Annotated in this window: 16 protein-coding genes; 13 read left to right on the plus strand and 3 right to left on the minus strand. The window is 50.1% G+C overall.

The window, feature by feature from the left end:
- Nucleotides 1–15: 15 nt before the first annotated feature.
- The 11 genes from QUW60_RS11750 to QUW60_RS11800 all read left to right on the plus strand — a co-directional run bounded on the left by QUW60_RS11750 (nucleotide 16) and on the right by QUW60_RS11800 (nucleotide 14,739).
- A complete protein-coding gene (locus tag QUW60_RS11750) occupies nucleotides 16–1,002 on the plus strand; it encodes a GSCFA domain-containing protein (protein ID WP_258338926.1) in 987 nt (328 codons plus the stop codon).
- Nucleotides 978–3,446, plus strand: a complete 2,469-nt coding sequence (locus tag QUW60_RS11755) for a bifunctional UDP-N-acetylmuramoyl-tripeptide:D-alanyl-D-alanine ligase/alanine racemase (protein WP_289560698.1) — start codon at nucleotides 978–980, stop codon at nucleotides 3,444–3,446. Before QUW60_RS11750 ends, QUW60_RS11755 begins: the two co-directional genes overlap by 25 nt.
- 360 nt (nucleotides 3,447–3,806) lie before the next feature.
- Nucleotides 3,807–6,140 carry a type I DNA topoisomerase gene (gene topA / locus QUW60_RS11760; RefSeq protein ID WP_258338928.1) on the plus strand — a complete coding sequence of 778 codons (2,334 nt, stop codon included), beginning with the start codon at nucleotides 3,807–3,809 and terminating at the stop codon, nucleotides 6,138–6,140.
- A complete protein-coding gene (locus tag QUW60_RS11765; RefSeq protein WP_289560701.1) occupies nucleotides 6,137–6,673 on the plus strand; it encodes a shikimate kinase in 537 nt (178 codons plus the stop codon). Before topA ends, QUW60_RS11765 begins: the two co-directional genes overlap by 4 nt.
- A 31-nt stretch (nucleotides 6,674–6,704) precedes the next feature.
- Nucleotides 6,705–8,597 (plus strand): biosynthetic arginine decarboxylase, encoded by a 1,893-nt coding sequence (speA, locus tag QUW60_RS11770; protein ID WP_289560703.1) that lies wholly within the window; start codon nucleotides 6,705–6,707, stop codon nucleotides 8,595–8,597.
- Nucleotides 8,598–8,616: 19 nt separating this feature from the next.
- Complete coding sequence (argB, locus tag QUW60_RS11775) at nucleotides 8,617–9,390, plus strand: acetylglutamate kinase (RefSeq protein WP_289560705.1); 774 nt, start codon at nucleotides 8,617–8,619, stop codon at nucleotides 9,388–9,390.
- 64 nt (nucleotides 9,391–9,454) lie between these two features.
- Nucleotides 9,455–9,964, plus strand: a complete 510-nt coding sequence (locus QUW60_RS11780; RefSeq protein WP_289560707.1) for a GFO_1088 family ECF-type sigma factor — start codon at nucleotides 9,455–9,457, stop codon at nucleotides 9,962–9,964.
- Complete coding sequence (locus QUW60_RS11785) at nucleotides 9,954–10,430, plus strand: PG0215 family putative anti-sigma factor (RefSeq protein ID WP_258338932.1); 477 nt, start codon at nucleotides 9,954–9,956, stop codon at nucleotides 10,428–10,430. Before QUW60_RS11780 ends, QUW60_RS11785 begins: the two co-directional genes overlap by 11 nt.
- Nucleotides 10,431–10,754: 324 nt before the next feature.
- Nucleotides 10,755–12,149 (plus strand): PTS galactitol transporter subunit IIC, encoded by a 1,395-nt coding sequence (locus tag QUW60_RS11790; protein WP_258338933.1) that lies wholly within the window; start codon nucleotides 10,755–10,757, stop codon nucleotides 12,147–12,149.
- Nucleotides 12,150–12,179: 30 nt separating this feature from the next.
- Nucleotides 12,180–13,100: a 5-dehydro-4-deoxy-D-glucuronate isomerase gene (gene kduI / locus QUW60_RS11795; RefSeq protein WP_289560710.1), complete on the plus strand. Its 921-nt coding sequence runs from the start codon at nucleotides 12,180–12,182 to the stop codon at nucleotides 13,098–13,100.
- Between the two features lie 172 nt (nucleotides 13,101–13,272).
- Nucleotides 13,273–14,739, plus strand: coding sequence for an MFS transporter (locus QUW60_RS11800; RefSeq protein ID WP_258338935.1), 1,467 nt, complete (start codon nucleotides 13,273–13,275; stop codon nucleotides 14,737–14,739).
- Between the two features lie 364 nt (nucleotides 14,740–15,103).
- Here QUW60_RS11800 and QUW60_RS11805 read toward each other — a convergent pair whose 3' ends face one another.
- The 3 genes from QUW60_RS11805 to QUW60_RS11815 form a co-directional block, all read right to left on the minus strand.
- The gene (locus QUW60_RS11805) at nucleotides 15,104–15,736 is read right to left on the minus strand and encodes a DUF362 domain-containing protein (protein ID WP_289560714.1); all 633 of its coding nucleotides are present in this window, start codon (nucleotides 15,734–15,736) and stop codon (nucleotides 15,104–15,106) included.
- A 75-nt stretch (nucleotides 15,737–15,811) separates the two neighbouring features.
- Complete coding sequence (locus QUW60_RS11810; RefSeq protein ID WP_289560716.1) at nucleotides 15,812–16,675, minus strand: helix-turn-helix domain-containing protein; 864 nt, start codon at nucleotides 16,673–16,675, stop codon at nucleotides 15,812–15,814.
- 56 nt (nucleotides 16,676–16,731) lie between these two features.
- Nucleotides 16,732–18,789 carry an HD family phosphohydrolase gene (locus tag QUW60_RS11815; RefSeq protein WP_258338938.1) on the minus strand — a complete coding sequence of 686 codons (2,058 nt, stop codon included), beginning with the start codon at nucleotides 18,787–18,789 and terminating at the stop codon, nucleotides 16,732–16,734.
- 83 nt (nucleotides 18,790–18,872) lie between these two features.
- Between QUW60_RS11815 and gltX the strand changes: the two genes are divergently transcribed.
- Together gltX and QUW60_RS11825 are read left to right on the plus strand one after the other, a co-directional pair.
- Nucleotides 18,873–20,390 carry a glutamate--tRNA ligase gene (gene gltX, locus QUW60_RS11820; RefSeq protein ID WP_258338939.1) on the plus strand — a complete coding sequence of 506 codons (1,518 nt, stop codon included), beginning with the start codon at nucleotides 18,873–18,875 and terminating at the stop codon, nucleotides 20,388–20,390.
- Nucleotides 20,391–20,400: 10 nt separating this feature from the next.
- Entirely contained in the window at nucleotides 20,401–21,630 is a 1,230-nt protein-coding gene (locus tag QUW60_RS11825; RefSeq protein ID WP_289560718.1) for a 3-deoxy-D-manno-octulosonic acid transferase, read from the plus strand.
- Nucleotides 21,631–21,756 lie beyond the last annotated feature (126 nt).

Raw genomic sequence — 21,756 nt, forward strand, 5'->3', positions numbered from 1 at the left:
CCAAATTTTCTATCTATGGAGTTCAGGACGACAGTTGAAATGCCCTCCGACCACCCGCAGATTGCCCATTCGGACAAGCTGATGGTATGGGGGTCTTGTTTTGCAGAAAATATAGGGAAGCGATTGCTCGACAACAAATTCCAGTGCGACACCAATCCTTTCGGGGTTCTTTACAACCCGCTCTCGATAGCAAAAGCCGTCAAGCAGCTGATTTGCAGAAAACGCTATACGCCCGACGACCTGATGCATGAAAAAGACGTCTGGTTCAGCCTCATGCACCACAGCTCGTTCAATTCGCCCGACCGGGAACAATGCCTTCAGAACATAAACACACGGATAGAAAAGGGCATGGAATACCTGGAACAGGCATCCTGGCTCATTTTCACATGGGGAACAGCCAGAGTCTATTCATGGAATGAAAACGGAGAGATTGTTGGGAATTGCCACAAACTCCCTGAGCGGATGTTCTCGCGCAGGCTGCTTGCCACCGACGAAATCGTCACAGTCTACGAAGACCTGCTGAACAGCCTGCATGCGGACAGCCCCAACATGAAAATGCTGTTTACCGTCAGCCCGATCCGCCATGCCAAAGACGGGATGCACGGCAACCAGCTCAGCAAAGCCACCTTGCTGCTTGCCATCAACGAACTTTGCGCACGGCTGCCGTTCTGCTACTATTTCCCTTCCTACGAAATCATGATGGACGAACTGAGGGACTACCGCTTCTACGCCGACGACATGCTCCATCCCAGCCAGCTGGCAACCGACTATATCTGGGAGCAATTCTCCGGAACTTATTTGAGCGGCCCCGCACTGTCATTCATCAAACAATGGGAAAGCATCCGTAAAGGCCTTGACCACCGCCCGTTCAATCCCCAATCGGACACTTACCGCAAATTTGTTAGTCAAATACTGTTAAAGATAAGAGATCTAAAAGAAAAATTTCCGTACTTAGATGTCCAAAATGAAGAACAAACATGTCAAGCTCTATTGAAGAAATAATCGCAGCCATCGGAGCAGAACGCATCGGTGACAGACCGGCTACAATCGACTGGATACTTACCGACAGCCGCTCATTGTGTTTCCCTGAAGAAACCCTTTTCTTCGCACTGAAAACCAAGCGCAACGATGGACACAAATACATAGCCGACCTGCATCGGCGGGGAGTGCGCAACTTTGTAGTGAGCGAACAGCCGGAAGAAACCGCCGGCAAATTCGCAGACTCCAACTTTCTGAAAGTAGCGAATCCGCTAAAAGCGTTGCAGAAACTTGCCGCCAGGCACCGCGAGAAATTCCAGATCCCCACAATAGGAATCACAGGAAGCAACGGGAAAACGGTGGTCAAAGAATGGCTCTACCAGCTCCTCAGCCCGGACAAAGTGGTCACCCGTTCACCGCGCAGCTATAATTCACAAATCGGAGTTCCGCTGTCTGTATGGCTGATGAACGAGCACACAGAGGTGGGAATCTTCGAGGCAGGCATCTCTGAAATGGGCGAAATGGAAACGCTAAGGCCCATCATCCAGCCTACAATAGGAATCCTGACCAATATCGGAGGCGCCCATCAGGAAAACTTCCCGTCACTCCAGGACAAATGCATGGAGAAACTGCAGCTTTTCAAGGATTGCGACGTGATCATCTACAACGGCGACAACGAACTGATAAGCAACTGTGTGGCAAAATCTCTTTTCACGGCCCGCGAGATAGCCTGGTCTACCAAAGACGTGGAACGCCCGCTTTTCATCGAGAAGATTCTGAAAGACGATACGGGAACGACAATAAAATACAGATACCTGGGCTTCTTCAAGGAATACAGAATACCTTTCATCGACGAGGCATCCATTGAAAATTCGCTGCACTGCCTGGCTGCAGCCCTCTATCTGATGGTGCAGCCCGACGAAATAGCCAGACGGATGCTTCACCTCGAGCCGATAGCCATGCGCCTTGAGGTGAAGGAGGGGAAAAACAACTGCATCCTGATCAACGACAGCTACAATTCGGACTTCGCTTCGCTTGATATTGCACTCGATTTCATGGCCCGGCGTTCTGAAGACAAAGGACGCAAGCGCACACTCATCCTGTCGGACATGCTCGAAAGCGGACAAACCAGCAAGCTGCTCTACAGGCAGATTGCCGATCTGGTGCACAGCAGGAAGGTGGACCATATCATCGGAGTGGGCAAGGAAATATCAGCGGCGTCCGGACGCTTTGACATCGAAAAGAACTTTTTCCAGACAACAGCCGAACTGCTCGATTCCGGGCTGCTGAACAGCCTGCGGAACGAAGTCGTGCTGATCAAGGGGGCGCGCATCTTCCATTTCGACAAAATAACCGACCAGCTGGAGCTGAAGGTGCATGAAACGATTCTGGAAATCAACCTCAGCGCCCTCGTTGAAAACCTCAACCATTACCGCAACAAGCTGAATCCGGAAACAAAAATTGTATGCATGGTAAAAGCCTCAGCCTACGGAGCCGGCTCGTTTGAAGTGGCGAAAACACTCGAAGACCAGCGCGTGGACTATCTGGCCGTTGCAGTGGCCGATGAAGGCGCCGACCTGCGCAAGGCGGGCATAAGCAGCGCCATCATGATAATGAATCCGGAACTGACAGCCTTCAAGACCATGTTCGACTACAGGCTGGAGCCGGAGGTTTACAGCTTCCACCTGCTCGAAGAACTGATCAAGGCCGCCGAAAGAGAAGGGGTTACCAACTTCCCGATCCACATCAAGATCGACACGGGAATGCACCGGCTGGGATTTTCCCCCGAAGAAATCCCCCAACTGGTCGAACGGCTCCACAAGCAGACGGCAGTGATTCCGCGGTCTGTATTCTCACACCTTGTAGGGAGCGATTCGCAAAAGTTCGACCCGTTCACGCGACAGCAGATCGAAACGTTTGAAAAGGCTTCACAAATCTTGCAGGACGGATTCAGACACAAGATACTGCGCCATATCTGCAATACTGCCGGAATAGAACGCTACCCCGGAGCGCAATTCGACATGGTCCGCCTGGGCATCGGACTTTATGGAGTAGACCCTTACACCAACAACATCCTCCACAATGTCACCACGCTGAAAACAACCATCCTGCAAATACATGATGTGCCGGCGGAAGAAACCGTAGGCTACAGCCGCAAAGGGATACTGAAACGGGATTCGCGCATCGCCGCCATACCGATCGGCTATGCAGACGGGCTGAACCGCCACTTGGGCAACGGAAACGCCTACTGCATCGTCAACGGCAAGAAAGCGCCGTATGTGGGAAACATCTGCATGGACGTGTGCATGATTGACGTAACGGACATCGACTGCAAAGAGGGTGACAAAGCTGTCATCTTCGGCAATGAACTGCCTGTCACCGTCTTGTCAGATATTCTGGACACGATTCCCTACGAAATTCTTACAAGCGTATCAAACCGGGTGAAACGAGTCTATTTCCAAGACTGATCCGGCTTCCGCCGAAATGGAGTCCAACTTTTTTCAGTCCGCAGAAAAAACGGACCGGCGCAGAATAAGCCCATACTTCTAACCTGGAGATATGAATCTCCAGCCTAAAGATATATATCTCCAGCCTGAGGATACAGATCTTCAGGCTGGAGATAAAGTTTTTGCGAACGAAGCCATGCCTCTCCACGCAGATCGGCCAGTCTTATGGAACACGCAGCAGCGGTTCTCCAAGGCATCCCTCCCCCAGTCCGGCAGGCCGCAGTTATCCGAAGAAAAGTTATTTTCGGGACCCGTTTTCACAGATGTTCTAAATTTTTTCCTACATTTGTCCCCAAATCATAATGGAGTACAAAAAACATCATGCAAAACAATTTAGTTATAGTAGAGTCCCCGGCAAAAGCCAAAACAATTGAGAAATTCTTGGGAGCAGGCTACAAAGTTATGTCAAGTTACGGACATATACGCGACTTGAAGCAAAAGGCATTCAGTATCGACATCAACGATCACTTCAAACCGATTTATGTCATACCGGATGACAAGAAAAAAGTTGTGGCAGAACTGAAAAGCGAAGCAAAAAAAGCCGACATGGTATGGCTTGCATCCGATGAAGACCGCGAAGGGGAAGCCATATCATGGCATTTGTATGAGGTGTTGAAACTGAATCCGGAAAAGACCAGACGAATTGTATTCCATGAAATTACCAAATCCGCGATTCTGAAAGCAATCGAGCATCCCCGGAACATAGACATCAATCTCGTAAATGCCCAGCAGGCACGGCGCGTGCTCGACCGCATCGTGGGCTTCGAACTTTCGCCCGTGCTGTGGAGGAAAATAAAGCCGGCATTGTCGGCCGGACGCGTGCAGTCTGTAGCCGTCCGGCTCATCGTCGAGCGCGAACGGGAAATACACGCCTTTGTCAGCGAAGCATCCTATAAGGTGATCGCCGTTTTCCAGAATGCGGAAGGAGCGGAAATCCGCGCTACCCTGAACCAGCGCTTCAAGACAAAAGACGAAGCGCGCGCCTTTCTCGAAAAATGCAAGGAAGCGAAATTCTCGATCGAAGACATCGTGACAAGACCCGTAAAGAAATCGCCGGCTCCGCCTTTCACAACTTCTACGCTCCAGCAGGAGGCAGCCCGGAAACTGGGCTACACCGTGGCGCAGACCATGAGGCTGGCCCAGCGGCTGTATGAAAGCGGACTGATAACGTATATGCGTACCGACTCTGTCAACCTTTCGGAACTGGCATTGGGCACAAGCCGCGAAACCGTCATTTCGCTCATGGGCGAAAAATACGTGCACACGCGCCAGTACGCAACCAAGACCAAAGGGGCGCAGGAAGCGCACGAAGCCATCCGGCCGACCTATATGCAGAACGAAACAATCGACGGAACCAGCCAGGAGCAGCGTCTTTACGAACTCATATGGAAACGGACGCTGGCCTCGCAGATGGCGGATGCAGAACTTCTGAAGACAACGGCAACCATCAGTATATCCAACAACAACGACAAGTTTGTGGCTACGGGAGAAACCGTAGAATTCGACGGATTCCTGCGCGTATACAAAGAATCGTACGACGATGACAACGAACAGGAAGACGAAAGCCGTCTTCTGCCCGCCCTGAAGAAAGGACAGGAAGTAGCGCAGAAAGAAATTTCAGCGGTAGAAAGGTTCACGCAGCCGCCGGCACGGTACACAGAAGCCAGCCTTGTGCGCAAGCTGGAAGAGCTGGGCATCGGACGCCCCTCAACTTATGCCCCGACAATCTCTACAATCCAGCAGAGAGGCTATGTGGAAAAGGGAAGCAAAGAAGGAGTCAGACGTCCATACCAGGTATTGAGCCTTGTCAAGAACTCCATCCGCGAAACCAGCCAGACAGAAACCACCGGCAGCGAAAAGTCAAAGCTCATCCCAACCGATGTGGGATGCGTGGTCAATGACTTTCTGCTGCAGTATTTCCCGCAAATCATGGACTACAACTTTACAGCCAAGGTTGAAAAGGAATTCGACGAAGTGGCCGAAGGGGAAAAGCCATGGACAGACATGCTGGATACATTCTATACGAAGTTCCATCCTTATGTAGAAAATACCCTCGCTACAAAAAGCGAGCATAAAGTGGGCGAACGGATACTTGGAACCGATCCCGCCAGCGGGAAACAGGTGTCGGTCAAGATCGGGAAATTCGGACCCGTTGCACAGATAGGCACCTCGGAAGACGAAGAAAAGCCGAGATTCGCACAGCTGAACAAGGAGCACTCGCTCGAAACCATCACGCTGGAAGAAGCGCTCGACCTGTTCAAACTGCCCCGTTCGCTCGGAGAAATCGAAGGCAAAGAAGTGACGGTGGGAGTAGGAAGATTCGGACCCTACATCCGGTATGACAACAAATATGTATCCATCCCCAAAACGATGGATCCGATGGGCATCACACTGGAGGATGCACAGGAACTGCTGAAAGAGAAACAGGAAGCCGAAGCCAAACGGGTCATCAAGACGTTCGATGAAAATCCGGACCTGCAGATCTTGAACGGACGCTACGGCCCTTACATCTCTTACCAGAAAAAGAACTACAAGATTCCGGAAAACATCGATCCTGCTTACCTGAGCATCGAATCATGCTTCAAGGTGATCGAGCTTCAGAATCAGAAGGCGGAAAACAGGAAAGCCAAAAGCGCCAAAGCCAAAAAGAAATGAAAAGAATCTTTTTAATCGGCTATATGGGGTCGGGAAAAACCACGCTCGGAAAGGCTTATTCCCAAGCTTGCGGCCTGGAGTTCATCGACCTCGACTGGTACGTGGAAGGACGGATGCACAAGACAATCAACGAACTGTTTGCGGAAAAGGGGGAACAAGGCTTCCGCGAAATCGAACGGGCCATGCTGCATGAGGTCGGAGAGTTTGAAAACGTAGTTATCGCCTGCGGAGGAGGGACTCCATGCTTCTTCGACAACATGCCGTACATGAACAGCGTCGGAACAACCGTATTTCTGGACGTAGACCCGGAAGTCCTGTTCCGCCGGCTTAAAATCGCGAAAATGAAACGTCCGCTGCTGGCAGACAAGACAGACGACGAACTGACCGAAACGATAAATTCGGCACTCAGCCAACGTCTGCCCTATTACCTGCAGGCTAAATACCATTTCAATGCAGAACAGCTTGAAAGTCACCGGCAGATTGAAAGGTCTGTAAAACTTTTAGACCAGCTGCTTAACAACCAAACAATTTAAGATACAGTATAAATATAGACTATGTTGTGAAATGAGAAAATGGCGTATTGAAGATTCAGAAGAGCTCTACAACATCACGGGGTGGGGCGTTTCGTACTTTAGTATCAATGACAAAGGTCATGTAGTGGTAACACCAAGAAAAGACGGAGTAGCCGTCGACCTGAAGGAACTGGTCGATGAACTCCAGCTCCGGGATGTAACCGCCCCCATGCTGGTACGCTTCCCTGACATTCTTGACAACCGTATCGAAAAGATATCCAACTGCTTCAAACTGGCAGCGGAGGAATACGGCTACAATGCAGAAAACTTCATCATCTACCCCATCAAAGTAAACCAGATGCGGCCGGTAGTCGAAGAAATCATCAGCCACGGGAAAAAATTCAATCTGGGACTGGAGGCCGGCTCGAAGCCCGAACTGCACGCAGTGATTGCCATCAATACAGATTCTGACTCTCTCATCATCTGCAACGGATATAAAGACGAAAGCTACATCGAGCTGGCTCTGCTTGCACAGAAGATGGGGAAACGGATCTTTCTCGTTGTAGAAAAGCTGAACGAGCTGCGCCTGATCGCAAAAATGGCAAAGCAGCTGAACGTGCGGCCCAACATAGGCATCCGGATCAAGCTGGCATCCTCAGGCAGCGGAAAATGGGAAGAAAGCGGAGGAGATGCAAGCAAGTTCGGACTGACGTCAAGCGAACTGCTGGAAGCGCTTGACTTCATCGAAGAAAAGAAAATGCAGGACTGCCTGAAGCTGATTCACTTCCACATAGGCAGCCAGGTGACAAAGATACGGCGCATAAAGACTGCACTGCGAGAGGCTTCGCAGTTTTATGTGCAGCTATACCGCATGGGATTCCCCGTGGAGTTCGTAGACATCGGCGGAGGACTGGGAGTGGATTATGACGGGACACGCTCTTCCAACAGCGAAAGCAGCGTAAACTATTCGATTCAGGAATATGTGAACGACTCGATCTCCATCATGGTAGACGCAAGCAACAAGAACGGAATACCTCACCCGAACATCATCACGGAAAGCGGACGTTCATTGACAGCGCACCATTCTGTGCTGATATTCGAAGTGCTGGAAACGGCTTCGCTCCCTTCAATGGACGAAGACTTTGAAGTAAGCCCCGACGACCACGAACTGGTGCATGAGCTGTATGAAATCTGGGACAACCTCAATCAAAGCCGGATGCTGGAAGCCTGGCACGATGCCCAGCAGATTCGGGAGGAAAGCCTCGACCTGTTCAGCCACGGCATCGTAGACCTGAAGACACGCGCCCAGATCGAACGGATGTACTGGTCGGTAACGCGGGAAATTAACCAGATCGCATCGGGACTGAAACATGCTCCCGACGAGTTCCGGAATCTCGACAAGCTGCTTGCCGACAAGTATTTCTGCAACTTCTCGCTGTTCCAGTCCCTGCCGGACTCATGGGCCATCGACCAGATATTTCCCATCATGCCGATACAGCGGCTTGACGAACGTCCGGACCGTACGGCGACACTGCAGGACATCACATGCGACTCTGACGGCAAAATAGCGAACTTCGTGTCCACACGCAACGTGTCGCACGACCTGCCGGTTCACTCGATCAAGGCCAAGGAATCATACTACATCGGAGTCTTCCTCGTAGGAGCCTATCAGGAAATTCTGGGCGACATGCACAACCTGTTCGGCGACACGAATGCAGTGCACGTCAGCGTAAACGAAAAAGGCTATACCATCGATCAGGTGATCGACGGCGAAACGGTGGCGGAAGTGCTCGATTACGTGCAGTATAACCCGAAGAAACTGGTACGCACGCTTGAAACATGGGTCACCAAGTCGGTGAAAGAAGGCAAAATCTCGCTGGAAGAAGGAAAAGAGTTCCTTGCCAACTACCGCTCGGGACTGTACGGATATACCTATCTGGAATAACATAAAGGTGCATACGACAATGAAAGAAAAACTGACTGTCATAAAAGTAGGCGGAAAAATCGTCGAAGAGGCCGATACGCTCAGCCAACTGCTGAATGACTTCTCCCTGCTTCCCGGACACAAGCTGCTGGTACACGGAGGCGGACGTTCCGCAACACAGATCGCAGCGCAGCTGGGAATTGAAAGCAAAATGGTCAACGGAAGGCGGATAACCGATGCCGAAACGCTGAAAGTGGTCACAATGGTGTACGGCGGACTGGTAAACAAAACCATCGTAGCCGGACTACAGGCCAGAGGCGTGAATGCCATCGGACTGACAGGAGCGGATATGGATGTCATCCGTTCTGTCAAACGCCCGGTAAAGGACATTGACTACGGATATGCAGGCGACGTGAAGAAGGTGGATGGCGAAGCGCTGGCCGGACTTATCCGGAAAAATGTGATACCGGTGATGGCTCCGCTCACACACGACGGCAAAGGACAGATTCTCAACACCAACGCCGACACCATTGCCGGAGAAACAGCCAAGGCGCTGGCAGGCTTTTTTGACGTAACGCTTGTGTACTGTTTCGAAAAAAGGGGCGTCCTCAGCGATGAAAGCGACGACAACAGCGTCATTCCCGTACTGACTCCCGACCTTTTCCGGCAATACGTAAAAGAAGGAGTCATCAAAGAAGGAATGATACCCAAGCTTGAGAATGCCTTCGAAGCCATAAATGCCGGAGTAACAGAGGTTATAATCACTTCTGCAAAAGCAATCGGACAGAACGGCGGAACTACCGTCAAAAAATAATTCAAAAAAAACAACGGGTGAGTGTAACTTTTCTGCCACTCACCCGTCTTCATTATAGAAAGCAATGCATGAGATCAGTTTCCGAAACGATATATTGCCGCTGAAAGACAAAATCTTCAGGCTGGCATTACGCATCACGCTCGACAGAGCTGAGGCGGAAGACATTGTTCAGGACACATTGATCAGGGTATGGAACAAACGTGATGAATGGGCCAACGTAGATTCGGCTGAAGCGTATTGCCTGACAATCGCACGCAATCTGGCCATCGACCGAAGCCAGAAGATGGAAGCACGGAGCGTTGAGCTGACATCCGAAACGCAGGAAATGCCCGATGCACTGACTCCTGAGAAAGAACTTGAGCGCGATGAGCAGCTCCGGCTCGTGCACCGGCTGATAAACGGACTTCCCGAAAAGCAGCGGACAATCATCCAGCTCAGGGACATTGAAGGCAAAAGCTATAAGGAAATAGCCGATATACTGGAAATAAGCGAAGAGCAGGTAAAAGTGAACCTCTTCAGAGCCCGCCAGCATATCAAAAGTAAAATGACAGAAATAAACAATTATGGATTATAAGTACATTGAACAACTTCTGGAACGCTACTGGAACTGCGAAACTTCGGCTGAAGAAGAACAGATTCTGCGCATTTTCTTTCAACAGAAAGAAATACCGTTGCACCTGCGTACCTATCAGCCCCTGTTCTCCTACCAGAAAAAGGCTGAAGACGTGAAGTTGGGAGAGGACTTCGACCAGCGGATTCTGCAAGAGATTGAACGTCCGGTAGTCAAGGCACGCCATCTGACACTTTATACACGGTTCATGCCTCTGTTCAAGGCAGCCGCCATGCTGTGCCTGCTGCTCACACTGGGAGGGCTGGTAAAATATGCGGCCTACAGCGATTCGAACGAGATTGTCTACATCTATGACCAGTTTGACAACCGCTCGGACAACCCTCAGGTCGCTTACGAAGGCGATTCGCTGAAATCCATCATTCCCGGCACCGCCAGCAAACCGAAGGTGGAACGGGAGCACAAGCAATAGACGAACATTTTTCATTTGCTTTTATATAAACAGTTAGTGCTTATAAAAATTAATTAAAACACCAAACGAGGCTGTGAAGTTTCAATTCTCTCTATTTGATTTACTAACTCAAATAAAAAAAGGATTACCGCGTGAGCAGTAATCCTTTTTTATTTGGCGAATCTCATTTTCCGTGTGCGATAACAAAATAATGTTATTTAATAGGTAAAGTTTTGAAATAATTTGACTTTCAATTGCATATTTGAATAAAAGGCACTATTTTTGGCAGTGCATGAAAATATCATTAACTTAAAATCCATAAATTAAAAAAGAAAAAAGGAAAAGATGGAACAAGTATTTAGTTATATCATTGGGCTGGGAGCTGCCGTAATGATGCCTATTTTGTTTACTATTCTGGGGGTATGTATTGGAATCAAATTCGGGAAAGCGCTGAAAAGCGGTCTTCTTGTTGGAGTCGGATTCGTCGGACTTTCTGTTGTTACGGCACTGCTTACAAGCAGCTTGGGGGAACCGTTGAAGAAAGTGACGGAAATTTACGGCTTGAGCCTTCAAATCTTTGACATGGGATGGCCGGCAGCAGCTTCGGTGGCATATAACACTTCGGTGGGAGCATTCATCATTCCTGTCTGCCTGGGGATAAACATCCTGATGCTTCTGACAAAAACCACAAAAACAGTCAACATCGACCTTTGGAACTATTGGCATTTCGCCTTCATCGGAGCGGTGGTTTACTTCGCGTCCGACAACATCTGGTGGGGATTCTTTGCCGCTATCATCTGCTACATCATAACACTGGTGATGGCCGACCTGACCTGCAAGCAATTCCAGTCATATTATGACAAGATGGACGGAATCTCCATTCCGCAGCCTTTCTGCCAGGGATTCGTGCCCTTTGCGCTGGTCATCAACAAGGTGCTGGACAAGATTCCGGGATTTGACAAGCTGAACATTGACGCGGAAGGCATGAAGCGCAAGTTCGGCATCATGGGCGACCCGCTCTTTCTGGGAGTGATTGTGGGCTGCGCCATTGGAGCACTGGCATGCAAAAACACAGACGAACTCGTTGACGGAATCCCTGCCATTCTGGGACTGGGCATCAAGATGGGAGCCGTTATGGAGCTGATTCCACGCATCACATCACTGTTCATCGAAGGATTGCGTCCCATCTCAGACGCTACACGCGAACTTGTGGCCCGCAAATTCAAGAACAGCGCGAACCTGAACATCGGCATGAGTCCGGCACTGGTTATCGGACACCCGACCACACTGGTCGTATCGCTGCTCCTGATACCCGTTGCACTGTTCCTCTCTGTCGTGCTCCCGGGCAACCAGTTCCTTCCTTTGGCTTCTTTGGCCGGCATGTTCTATCTGTTCCCTGCCGTTCTGCCTATAACAAAAGGCAATGTGCTGAAAACATTCATCATCGGACTGGTAGGACTGGTAGTGGGACTGTACTTCGTGACAGACCTGGCTCCTTTCTTCACTCAGGCCGCCCAGGATGTGTTTGTAAGAACAGGCGACGCTGCCGTACAGATTCCTGACGGATTCCACGGCGGTGCCCTCGACTTCGCCTCAAGCCTCTTCTCATGGCTTATCTTCCACGCGGTATACAGCTTCAAATGGGTAGGTTCAGCCGTCCTCGTCATCCTTGCGCTCGGCATGGCAATCTACAACCGCACCCGTATCATCAAAGAAGCAAAGCATCTTGACAACGAATGAAAACTAACCAACAATAACAATAAAAAGCTTATGAAAAAATTTGCAATCGCAATGATGCTGGGCGTAGCCGCTCTTGCAGCAAACGCTCAAGTTAATGTACGCATGCAGACCGCATGTCATCCGCTTGATGTAAAAACGTATGATACTCAAAGACTGCGCAGCAGCTTCCTGATGGAAAAAGTGATGGTTGCCGACCAGATCAACCTGACTTATTCCATGTACGACCGCTTCATCTTCGGAGGAGCTGTTCCGGCAACAAAAGAGCTGTCGCTCGATACATTCGACGCACTGAAAGCTCCTTATTTCTTATATAACCGCGAGCTGGGCGTAATCAACGTCGGCGGCGAAGGCATCGTTACCGTAGACGGCAAAGAATACCAGCTGGGATTCAAGGAAGCCCTGTATGTAGGACGCGGCAACCAGAAAGTTACATTCAAGAGCAAGGACGCCAGCAAGCCTGCAAAATTCTACATCAACTCTGCACTTGCGCATAAAGCCTACAAGACTCAGCTGATCACCATCGACGGACGCAAAGGCTCGCTGAAGGCCAACTCTTTCCCTGCAGGAAAAATGGAAGAAAGCAACGACCGCGTAATCAACCAGCTGATTGTAAACAACGTGCTTGAAGAAGGCCCGTGCCAACTGCAAATGGGACTGACCGAACTGAAGCCGGGAAGCGTATGGAACACCATGCCGGCTCACACTCACAGCCGCCGCATCGAAGCATACTTCTACTTCAACGTGCCCGCAGGAAACATGATCTGCCACCTGATGGGACAGCCCCAGGAAGAACGCCTGGTATGGATGGCCAACGAACAGGCTATCATGTCGCCGGAATGGTCAATCCACGCAGCAGCCGGAACAAGCAACTACATGTTTATCTGGGGTATGGCCGGAGAGAACCTGGACTACAATGACATGGACAAGATCCCTTACACAGAAATGAGATAATGCAGCCATGCAGGTAACGGAAGGATACTTGCATAAACAAAAAGAGAATCTTTGAGGAGAATCTTCAGAGATTCTCTTTTTTGAATGCCCCATCCAAACCTGCATGTCCGGACAACCTTTGCCGACCAGACGCAATCTGGAACAGAAGAATACACAACCAATATCTTTTATCATGAATGCACTCGAAAGAACAGACGGGAAAAAGACGAACTACAGATGGATAATCTGTTTCATGCTCTTTTTCGCAACAACAGTCAATTACCTTGACAGACAGGTACTTTCTCTCACCTGGAAAGACTTTATCGCACCCGAATTTCACTGGACTGACACAAACTACGGAACAATAGCGGCCGTATTTTCCCTGGTCTATGCCATCGCCAACCTCTTTGCCGGACGTTTCATCGACTGGCTGGGAAGCCGGAAAGGATATTTATGGGCCATCGCCATCTGGTCTGTGGGCGCATGCCTGCACGCCCTGTGCGGATGGGCTACCGAAATGTCACTCGGCATAAGCGACGTGACAGGCATGATCGCCGCTTCGGGAGGGATCGCATCGACCATAGCAATCACCAGCGTGTATTATTTCATAGCAGCACGCATCATACTGGCCATAGGAGAAGCGGGCAACTTTCCGTCTGCGGTCAAGGTTACGGCAGAATACTTCCCAAAGAAAGACCGGGCGTTCCCGACAGCAATATTCAATGCAGGAGCCGTGGTGGGAGCCTTGATAGCTCCTGTCAGCATTCCCACGCTGGCCAGCTACTTCCAGGGAATCGGTGTCGGCAACGGCTGGGAAATGGCATTCGTCATAATCGGAGGACTGGGATTCATCTGGATGGGGCTTTGGGTGTTCGTATACAAGAAGCCCGAAAACAATCCGCACGTGAATGCTGCCGAACTGGCATACATACAGCAGGACAAAGACAGCGAACCTGCACAAGAATCGCCGCAGACCGGCGAAAACGGACCGAAACTGTCGCTATGGAAATGCTTCACCTACCGGCAGACATGGGCCATAACCCTGGGAAAATTCATGACCGACGGCGTATGGTGGTTCTTCCTCTTCTGGACTCCCGCCTACATTTCCGACGTATACGGCTACTCGTCGGACAGCAGCATGGCACAAATGCTCATATTTGTACTCTACGCCATCACCATGCTTTCAATCTTCGGAGGGAAACTTCCGAGCATCATCATCAACAGGACGGGGAAAAACCCGTATGCGGCACGTATGCAGGCCATGCTGATTTTTGCAGTGTTCCCGGTGCTCGCACTCTTTGCACAGCCCCTCGGAAGCATCTCCTGCTGGTTCCCGATCATCATCATCGGCATAGCCGGAGCTGCACACCAGTCATGGTCGGCCAACCTCTATTCGGTGGGAAGCGACATGTTCCCTAAAAATGCCATGGCCACCATTACCGGAATCAACGGCATGGCGGGCGGAGTCAGTTCGTTTCTCATCAACATGGGATCGGGGATGCTGTTTGACTATGCGGCAAAGACGCATCTGACATTCATGGGATTTGAAGGCAAAGAGGCAGGCTACTTCATCATTTTCTGCATCTGCGCCGTAGCCTATCTGCTGGCGTGGTGCGTAATGAAAGCGTTTGTACCGAAATACAAGCTGGTCAAGCTGTAAGGCTACGTTCCTAAAAGCTCACCGACAAACAGCAAAGTGAGGCCGCTCATGAAAGGACTGCAATCTTTTCAAAGCGGCCCCACTCTTTTCATCTATAAGTGCGCGAAAGAATAAGCCGCGAACCACTGCGCCAAAGCCGGAAATCCCTGACAAAGAAGTCTGATACCGGCAAAAAACTTTAGTCCACACTTCGGTTTCTATATTCCACACCGTGGTTTGCACATTCCACAGTGCCGTTTCTACATTCCACGATGTGGAATACAGTTTCTGACGAATTCTTCCGGCATTCTTAAGACATCCGGACACATTCATTCAGACACCGCACCGACAAGCTGATGCCTCTCTGCAAAGAAATGCACTCCCGCTATCTCCGGCGGAAAGCATGAAACAAAGAAAAAAGCAGCAACAGGATGCCGAGCTGATAGTGCCACAAGCCAGCAGCAGAATCCGGTCCGTCGACACAGCATAAAAGTACGACACCTGTAACCGTCACCGCCGGAAAAACAGCCGACAAGACAAGAGTTGCCCACTCTTTTTTAGCGATGCCCCGTAAAACAAGCTTTTTATACCAGTCCCCGTGCCGCCTGAGATGAATCCCCGCAGACAAAAGCCAAAGAAGGCTGGCCAGCACATGCGCCACTCCCCAATTGTGCCACAACTCATGCCCGGCTCCATGTCCGGCTACATGCAGCCCGATGCCGGTTACGGCTGATGCCAGAAAAGCTAATGGCTGCAACCGCTCCATGCGGAACAACACGCTCCTGCTCTCCCGACGGACAGGATCCGCTTCATCCGGCCTGAAAAACACACCGTTAGGACAGGTCTTCACACATTTGCCGCAACCGATACAGCCATCCGCATTTTCAAATGCCACATGCCTGTGCCATAAAAAGCCGGCCTTGCCGATCACATTCCGCGGACATTGATCCACACACTTCCAGCATGCCACACAGCGGCATGGATCCATCGCGACATACTTTGTTTCCGTTCTTTTCATCTCACCTCCTTTTTTGCTGCCAAATTAGGCAGACCAGCGCAAAAGGAAGATAGACAGAGCGAGGAAGCACTTGGACTATTCAAGGTTCTTTTGCCTGAAGAGGCTTGGAGGCAGGCCAGTTGTCCGTGTGAACAGGCGGGAAAAATAGGCACAGTCTTCGATGCCGAGGCGGTTGGATATTTCCTTGACAGAAAGGCCGGTGTAGACAAGCATCCGTTTGGCCTGCAATACCATTTCATTGCGGATATATGAGCTGGCACTCATCCCCGTGACTTCTTTCACCACCTCATTCAGATATACAGGCGAAATGTTCAGCATCGAGGCATAATACGAGGGATAGCGGTTTGCGGCAAGGTGTCCGGCAAGCAGGCTGCGGAACGACAAGACGATTTCAACATGCCTGCGGCTATGCCTCGCCCGATTCAAACCGGCCTCCTGCACGGCTTCTGCCACAATGCCGATAAAAGTTTCCGCCAGCCGCCTTGCCGTTGCTTTGGCCTGCTCACCCGTGATGCAGTCCACTCTGCCCGCAAGGATGCCTGCAAGCTGCTTCAGTTCGCCCATCCGCCTCCCGTCGATCTTCACCGCCGGAGCGAACAGAAGGAAATTGTCGAAGATATTCTTTTCCTCGCTTCCGACAAAGCTGCTGTCAGCAAAAAGCATCCATCCTTCTGCATCTTCCGAACCGATGAAACGGTGCACTTGCCCCGGCTGTATGAGAAACACTTCGCCTTGGGCAAAGCTGCATTCCTTGAAATCTATGATGCCGCGCCCCGTCCCTTTTTCCACCAGACCGACAATATAATAGTCGTCCTGATGGGCATAAGCCACAGGTCCGCTGCCGGTCTGCGGAGGAGCGATTCTGCGAAGACGCACTCCAAAATCCGAAAGCATAAAAGCTTTGTGCTGTGGAAGCTGTTGCGGCATATTCTTTTGCATTTCGATTCTTGCCTTCAATACCCGAAGAGGCGGGAATACGGGTCTTGCAGACCGGCCTATTTCTTCAGTTCCGGATATTGGATGCGCGTATGATACATTGTCTTCAGCTTTTCCTTGAACACCGTCTTCACCGTTTCAATATCCCTGAACGTTATCGGGCAGTCCTTGAAGTAGCCCTCCTGCACCTGGGCATCTACAATTTTGTCGACCAGCGAGGATATGCTGTCTTCGGTGTACGAAGGCAGGCTTCTTGAAGCCGCTTCCACCGAATCAGCCATCATCAATATGGCCTGCTCCTTGGTAAAGGGATTCGGTCCGGGATAGCGGAACACCGACATGTCCACATCCTCATCCGGATGTTCGTTCTTATAAGAAATGTAGAAATATTTCGTCAGCCCTTTCCCGTGGTGCGTCCGTATGAAATCCTTTATCACCTGAGGCAGATTGTTCTTGTCTGCCAGCTTCATGCCGTCTGTCACATGGTTAATCACGATCTGCGCGCTCTGCTTGTAGCTCAGCTGGTCGTGGGGGTTCACTCCCGACTGGTTTTCCGTAAAGAAGACGGGATTCAGCATTTTCCCGATGTCATGATACATGGCTCCCGTACGCACCAGCTGGCTGTCGGCTCCGATACGGTTAGCTGCCGCTGCCGTGAGATTGGCCAACTGCAACGAATGCTGGAAAGTTCCGGGAGCAACCTCCGACATCTCCCTCATCAGCTTGTTGTTTATGTTTGAAAGCTCTACCAACGTTACATTCGAAGTGAATCCGAAAAGTTTCTCCAGGATGAACAGCAGCGGGTAGGTGAACAGCAGCAGCGCGCCGTTGAGCAAGAAATTGACATACATGCGCGTGTTCAGCTGCTCCCATTCGCTGACATGGATCAGATCAAGAGCCAGATACATCACCGCATACGAAAAGGCAACCAGAACCGCACTGCGCAGCAGCTGGGAACGCTGCGAAAGCTCGCGCAGGCTGTATATTCCCACCATGCCGGCCAGCGTCTGCAACAAGATAAACTCATGGGGCGAGCGCAGGCAGACAGAGCATAAAAGAACCGTAATCACATGCGCCATAAACGCCGTCCTCGAATCCAGAAATATACGGATAATCATCGGAATCATGGCAAACGGAACGACATAGATGCTCAGCAACGACTGTTCCATCATCAAGGAAGTGATGACCGGAAAAACCGTAATGATAATGAACAGCAGTGCAAGACACCGGTGCTTGCTGTAATAATCGTGGCGGAACAGTTCCAGGTATGTCATGAAGCATCCCACAAGTATGGCGACAAACAGCAGCTGCCCCAGCAGCGTCAGCCGCTTTTCTGTGACGGTTTCGCTTCTTTTGTCCCACTCTTTTTCAAGCGACTTAAGGATGTTGTAGGTGTTTTCATCCACAATCTCGCCGCGGTCAATGATTTTCTGGCCGTTCATGACGAATCCGTTTGCCCACGAAAGCTCGCGGAACAGCTCCTGCTTCGCCGTTTCAGACCGTTCGGCGTCATACGTGAGATTGGGCGTGATATAATCGTTCAGATTGCATTTCTGCAAAAGCGATTTCCGGTAACGCACCGTATCTGCCCCGATCAGCTTTTCATAAGCCTGCTTGAAAGTAAACACGTCCGACACCGCCTCCTGCTTCGACATGTTTCGGTCTATCACCTGTATCTTTGCAACCGAATCCCTGTCCAGCAGCGCCAGGTCGTTCGAAGCGATGACCCCCGCCGAATAAATGTTCTTCAGCGCATTTTCAATATGCCGCTCATAAGCCGGATGGGGAATGATCGTCTTCAGATTCTCGGCATAATCCTTTCTGAACTTGGCAATCATCGACTCGCCAACGCTCTTGTCCAGCTGGAAATAAGGGACATACCGCTTCATGATACTGTCCTGCTCCTTCTGCATCTCAGTATCAGGCTTATATATCGGGAAATCGAACGACGCCTGAAGCAAGCCATACTTCCATGGCTTGTTGATGTCAAATTGATAATTGAATTTGCCTTCACGCGGCAAAAAGTAAACGATAACCGACAATGTGACAGCAAATATGACACATTTATAAAGAAACTCCCGGTAAGAGAAGTTTTTTTCTGACGATAAAGTTTTCATCGGCAAGGATATTTTACCGCAAAATAAGGAAAAAAACGGGAAATTTAGATTATTTTTGCGATGTATTTTTAGAAAAGTCCATTATGTCAGAAAGAAGAGTAAGAGTCCGTTTTGCGCCCAGTCCGACTGGCGCACTGCACATCGGCGGTGTACGCACCGCTCTGTATAACTATTTGTTTGCAAGACAACATGGCGGAGATCTGGTTTTCCGCATAGAAGATACCGATTCAAACCGCTTCGTTCCGGGAGCGGAAGAATATATACTTGAATCATTCAAATGGCTGGGAATCGAATTTGACGAAGGCGTCAGCTTTGGAGGAAACTGCGGCCCTTACCGTCAGTCGGAACGACGCGAGATCTACAAGAAATATGTGAAGGTCTTGCTCGACAACGGAAAAGCCTACATTGCTTTCGACACGCCGGAAGAGCTGGAAGCCAAACGGAAGGAAATCCCGAACTTCCAGTACGACGCTTCTACGCGCAACGCCATGCGCAACTCGCTCACGCTGCCAGAAGATGAAGTGAACCGGCTGATAGCCGAAGGCAAACAATACGTCGTGCGCTTCAAGATCGAACCGGACGAAGAAGTTCATGTAAACGACATCATCCGCGGCGACGTGGTCATCAATTCGTCAATCCTGGACGACAAGGTGCTCTACAAATCAGCCGACGAACTGCCGACCTATCATCTGGCAAATATCGTAGACGACCACCTGATGGAGATTTCACACGTCATACGCGGAGAAGAATGGCTTCCGTCGGCACCGCTGCACGTATTGCTATACCGTGCGTTCGGATGGGAAGACACTATGCCCCGGTTCGCCCATCTTCCGCTGCTACTGAAGCCCGAAGGAAACGGGAAACTGAGCAAACGCGACGGCGACCGGCTGGGATTTCCGGTATTCCCGCTCGAATGGCACGACCCGAAAACCGGAGAGGTTTCTTCAGGATACCGCGAATCGGGCTACCTGCCGGAAGCTGTCATCAACTTCCTCGCACTTCTGGGATGGAATCCGGGAAACGACCAGGAAATCATGTCGATGGACGAGCTGGTGAAACAATTCGACCTGCACCGGTGCAGCAAGGCCGGAGCGCGCTTCGACTATGAAAAGGCCAAATGGTTCAACCACGAATATATCCTGATGAAAAGCAACGAGGAAGTTGCATCCATGTTCGCACCTGTTCTCGAAGAACACGGCATTCATGCGCCGATGGACAAGGTGGTGACAGTTGTCGGACTGATGAAAGGACGGGTAAGCTTCATCAACGAGCTTTGGGACACATGCAAGTTCTTTTTCGTAGCACCTGCAGCCTATGATGAAAAGACAGTAAAGAAACGCTGGAAAGAGGATTCTGCCGAAAGAATGACCGAACTGGCAGACCTGCTCGAATCACTTGACGATTTCTCGCTGGCCCATCAGGAAGAAGTGGTCATGAAATGGATTGAAGACAAAGGCTACCACCTGGGAAATATCATGAACGCTTTCCGGCTAACGCTGGTAGGAGAAGGAAAAGGACCGCACATGTTTGACATCTCAGCAGTACTGGGCAAAGAAGAAACGATACAGCGCATGCGCCGTGCCATTGAGGTGCTCAAATAATCCGGACGACATGATTTATAATTTAGCTATACACATATATGCAGGTGCAGTCAGAATGGCTGCACCCTTCAACAAAAAAGTTTCCTTGATGCAAAAAGGAGAAAAGGAAGCTTTCGCCATTCTGGAAAAAAATATCATAAAGGGGGAAAAGTATCTTTGGTTTCATGCGGCCTCGCTGGGAGAATTCGAGCAGGGACGGCCGCTGATAGAAGAAATCAAGCGGAACTACCCGCAATATAAGGTTCTTCAGACTTTCTTCTCTCCATCAGGCTACGAAGTGAGAAAGAACTACAAAGGGGCCGACATCACCTGCTACCTCCCTCTTGACACGCCTCACAATGCCAGACGGTTCATCGAACTGGCACAGCCTTATATGGCTTTTTTCATAAAGTATGAGTTCTGGACTAATTATCTGAACGAGCTTCACCGCCGGCACATTCCAACATACAGCGTTTCTTCTATCTTCCGCGAAGATCAGATATTCTTCAAATGGTATGGCAGAAAATACAGCAAAGTGCTGCATACATTCACCCACCTGTTTGTCCAGAACCGGATATCGGTAGAACTGCTCAAAAAAATCGGCGTGAACAATACAACCATCGTTGGCGACACTCGTTTCGACCGCGTAATCGAAATCTATAAACGGGCAAAAGAATTGCCTCTAGTCGAAAAATTCAAGAGCGATGCTTTCACGCTGATTGCCGGAAGCTCATGGGAACCGGACGAAAACATCTTCATACCCTATTTCAACTCGCATCCTGAACTAAAGCTCATCATCGCACCTCATGTGATAGACGAGAGCCACTTGAAGTCAATCACAGAAAAAATAACACGCAAAGTTGTCAGATACACGCAGGCCGATGAAAAAACAATCGCCGAAGCAGACTGCCTCATAATCGATTGTTTCGGACTGCTTTCTTCCATCTACCGGTACGGAGAAATCGCCTATATCGGAGGAGGATTCGGCGTTGGCATACACAATGTGCTGGAGGCGGCTGTATATGGCATGCCCGTTGTTTTCGGCCCCAACAACAGAAAATTCAGGGAAGCCCTGGGACTTTTAGCTTGTGAAGGGGGATTTGAAATCCACGACAAGGAAGATTTCAAGGAACTTGCAGACAGACTGATAACGAACAAGGAGTTTCTCAAAGAAACCGGAAAATCGGCCTACACCTACGTGCGCGAAAATGCAGGCGCACTGAAAAAGATAATGGAAAAGATCAGTGAGAAATTGCAATAAGACCAGACGCGATATTTTTTCAACAAAAGTCGGCCGGAACTTTCAATAGCTATCCAGCCGACTTTTCTGTTATATCAACTGCTCAAACAGCCGGCTTTAAATAATAACTCTCAAAATAAAAAAAAT

Origin of the sequence: Bacteroides gallinaceum, from assembly GCF_030373775.1 — a bacterium.
Lineage (GTDB): Bacteria > Bacteroidota > Bacteroidia > Bacteroidales > Bacteroidaceae > Phocaeicola > Phocaeicola excrementipullorum.

Coding starts and splice junctions, on each gene's coding strand:
- QUW60_RS11805 (WP_289560714.1), bottom strand. CDS start 15,736: ATGAAAAGAACGGAAACAAAGTATGTCGCGATGGATCCATGCCGCTGT.
- QUW60_RS11825 (WP_289560718.1), top strand. CDS start 20,401: ATGATTTATAATTTAGCTATACACATATATGCAGGTGCAGTCAGAATG.
- QUW60_RS11815 (WP_258338938.1), bottom strand. CDS start 18,789: ATGAAAACTTTATCGTCAGAAAAAAACTTCTCTTACCGGGAGTTTCTT.
- QUW60_RS11785 (WP_258338932.1), top strand. CDS start 9,954: ATGGATTATAAGTACATTGAACAACTTCTGGAACGCTACTGGAACTGC.
- speA (WP_289560703.1), top strand. CDS start 6,705: ATGAGAAAATGGCGTATTGAAGATTCAGAAGAGCTCTACAACATCACG.
- topA (WP_258338928.1), top strand. CDS start 3,807: ATGCAAAACAATTTAGTTATAGTAGAGTCCCCGGCAAAAGCCAAAACA.
- gltX (WP_258338939.1), top strand. CDS start 18,873: ATGTCAGAAAGAAGAGTAAGAGTCCGTTTTGCGCCCAGTCCGACTGGC.
- QUW60_RS11810 (WP_289560716.1), bottom strand. CDS start 16,675: ATGCAAAAGAATATGCCGCAACAGCTTCCACAGCACAAAGCTTTTATG.
- QUW60_RS11755 (WP_289560698.1), top strand. CDS start 978: ATGTCAAGCTCTATTGAAGAAATAATCGCAGCCATCGGAGCAGAACGC.
- kduI (WP_289560710.1), top strand. CDS start 12,180: ATGAAAAAATTTGCAATCGCAATGATGCTGGGCGTAGCCGCTCTTGCA.
- QUW60_RS11780 (WP_289560707.1), top strand. CDS start 9,455: ATGCATGAGATCAGTTTCCGAAACGATATATTGCCGCTGAAAGACAAA.
- QUW60_RS11800 (WP_258338935.1), top strand. CDS start 13,273: ATGAATGCACTCGAAAGAACAGACGGGAAAAAGACGAACTACAGATGG.
- argB (WP_289560705.1), top strand. CDS start 8,617: ATGAAAGAAAAACTGACTGTCATAAAAGTAGGCGGAAAAATCGTCGAA.
- QUW60_RS11765 (WP_289560701.1), top strand. CDS start 6,137: ATGAAAAGAATCTTTTTAATCGGCTATATGGGGTCGGGAAAAACCACG.
- QUW60_RS11750 (WP_258338926.1), top strand. CDS start 16: ATGGAGTTCAGGACGACAGTTGAAATGCCCTCCGACCACCCGCAGATT.
- QUW60_RS11790 (WP_258338933.1), top strand. CDS start 10,755: ATGGAACAAGTATTTAGTTATATCATTGGGCTGGGAGCTGCCGTAATG.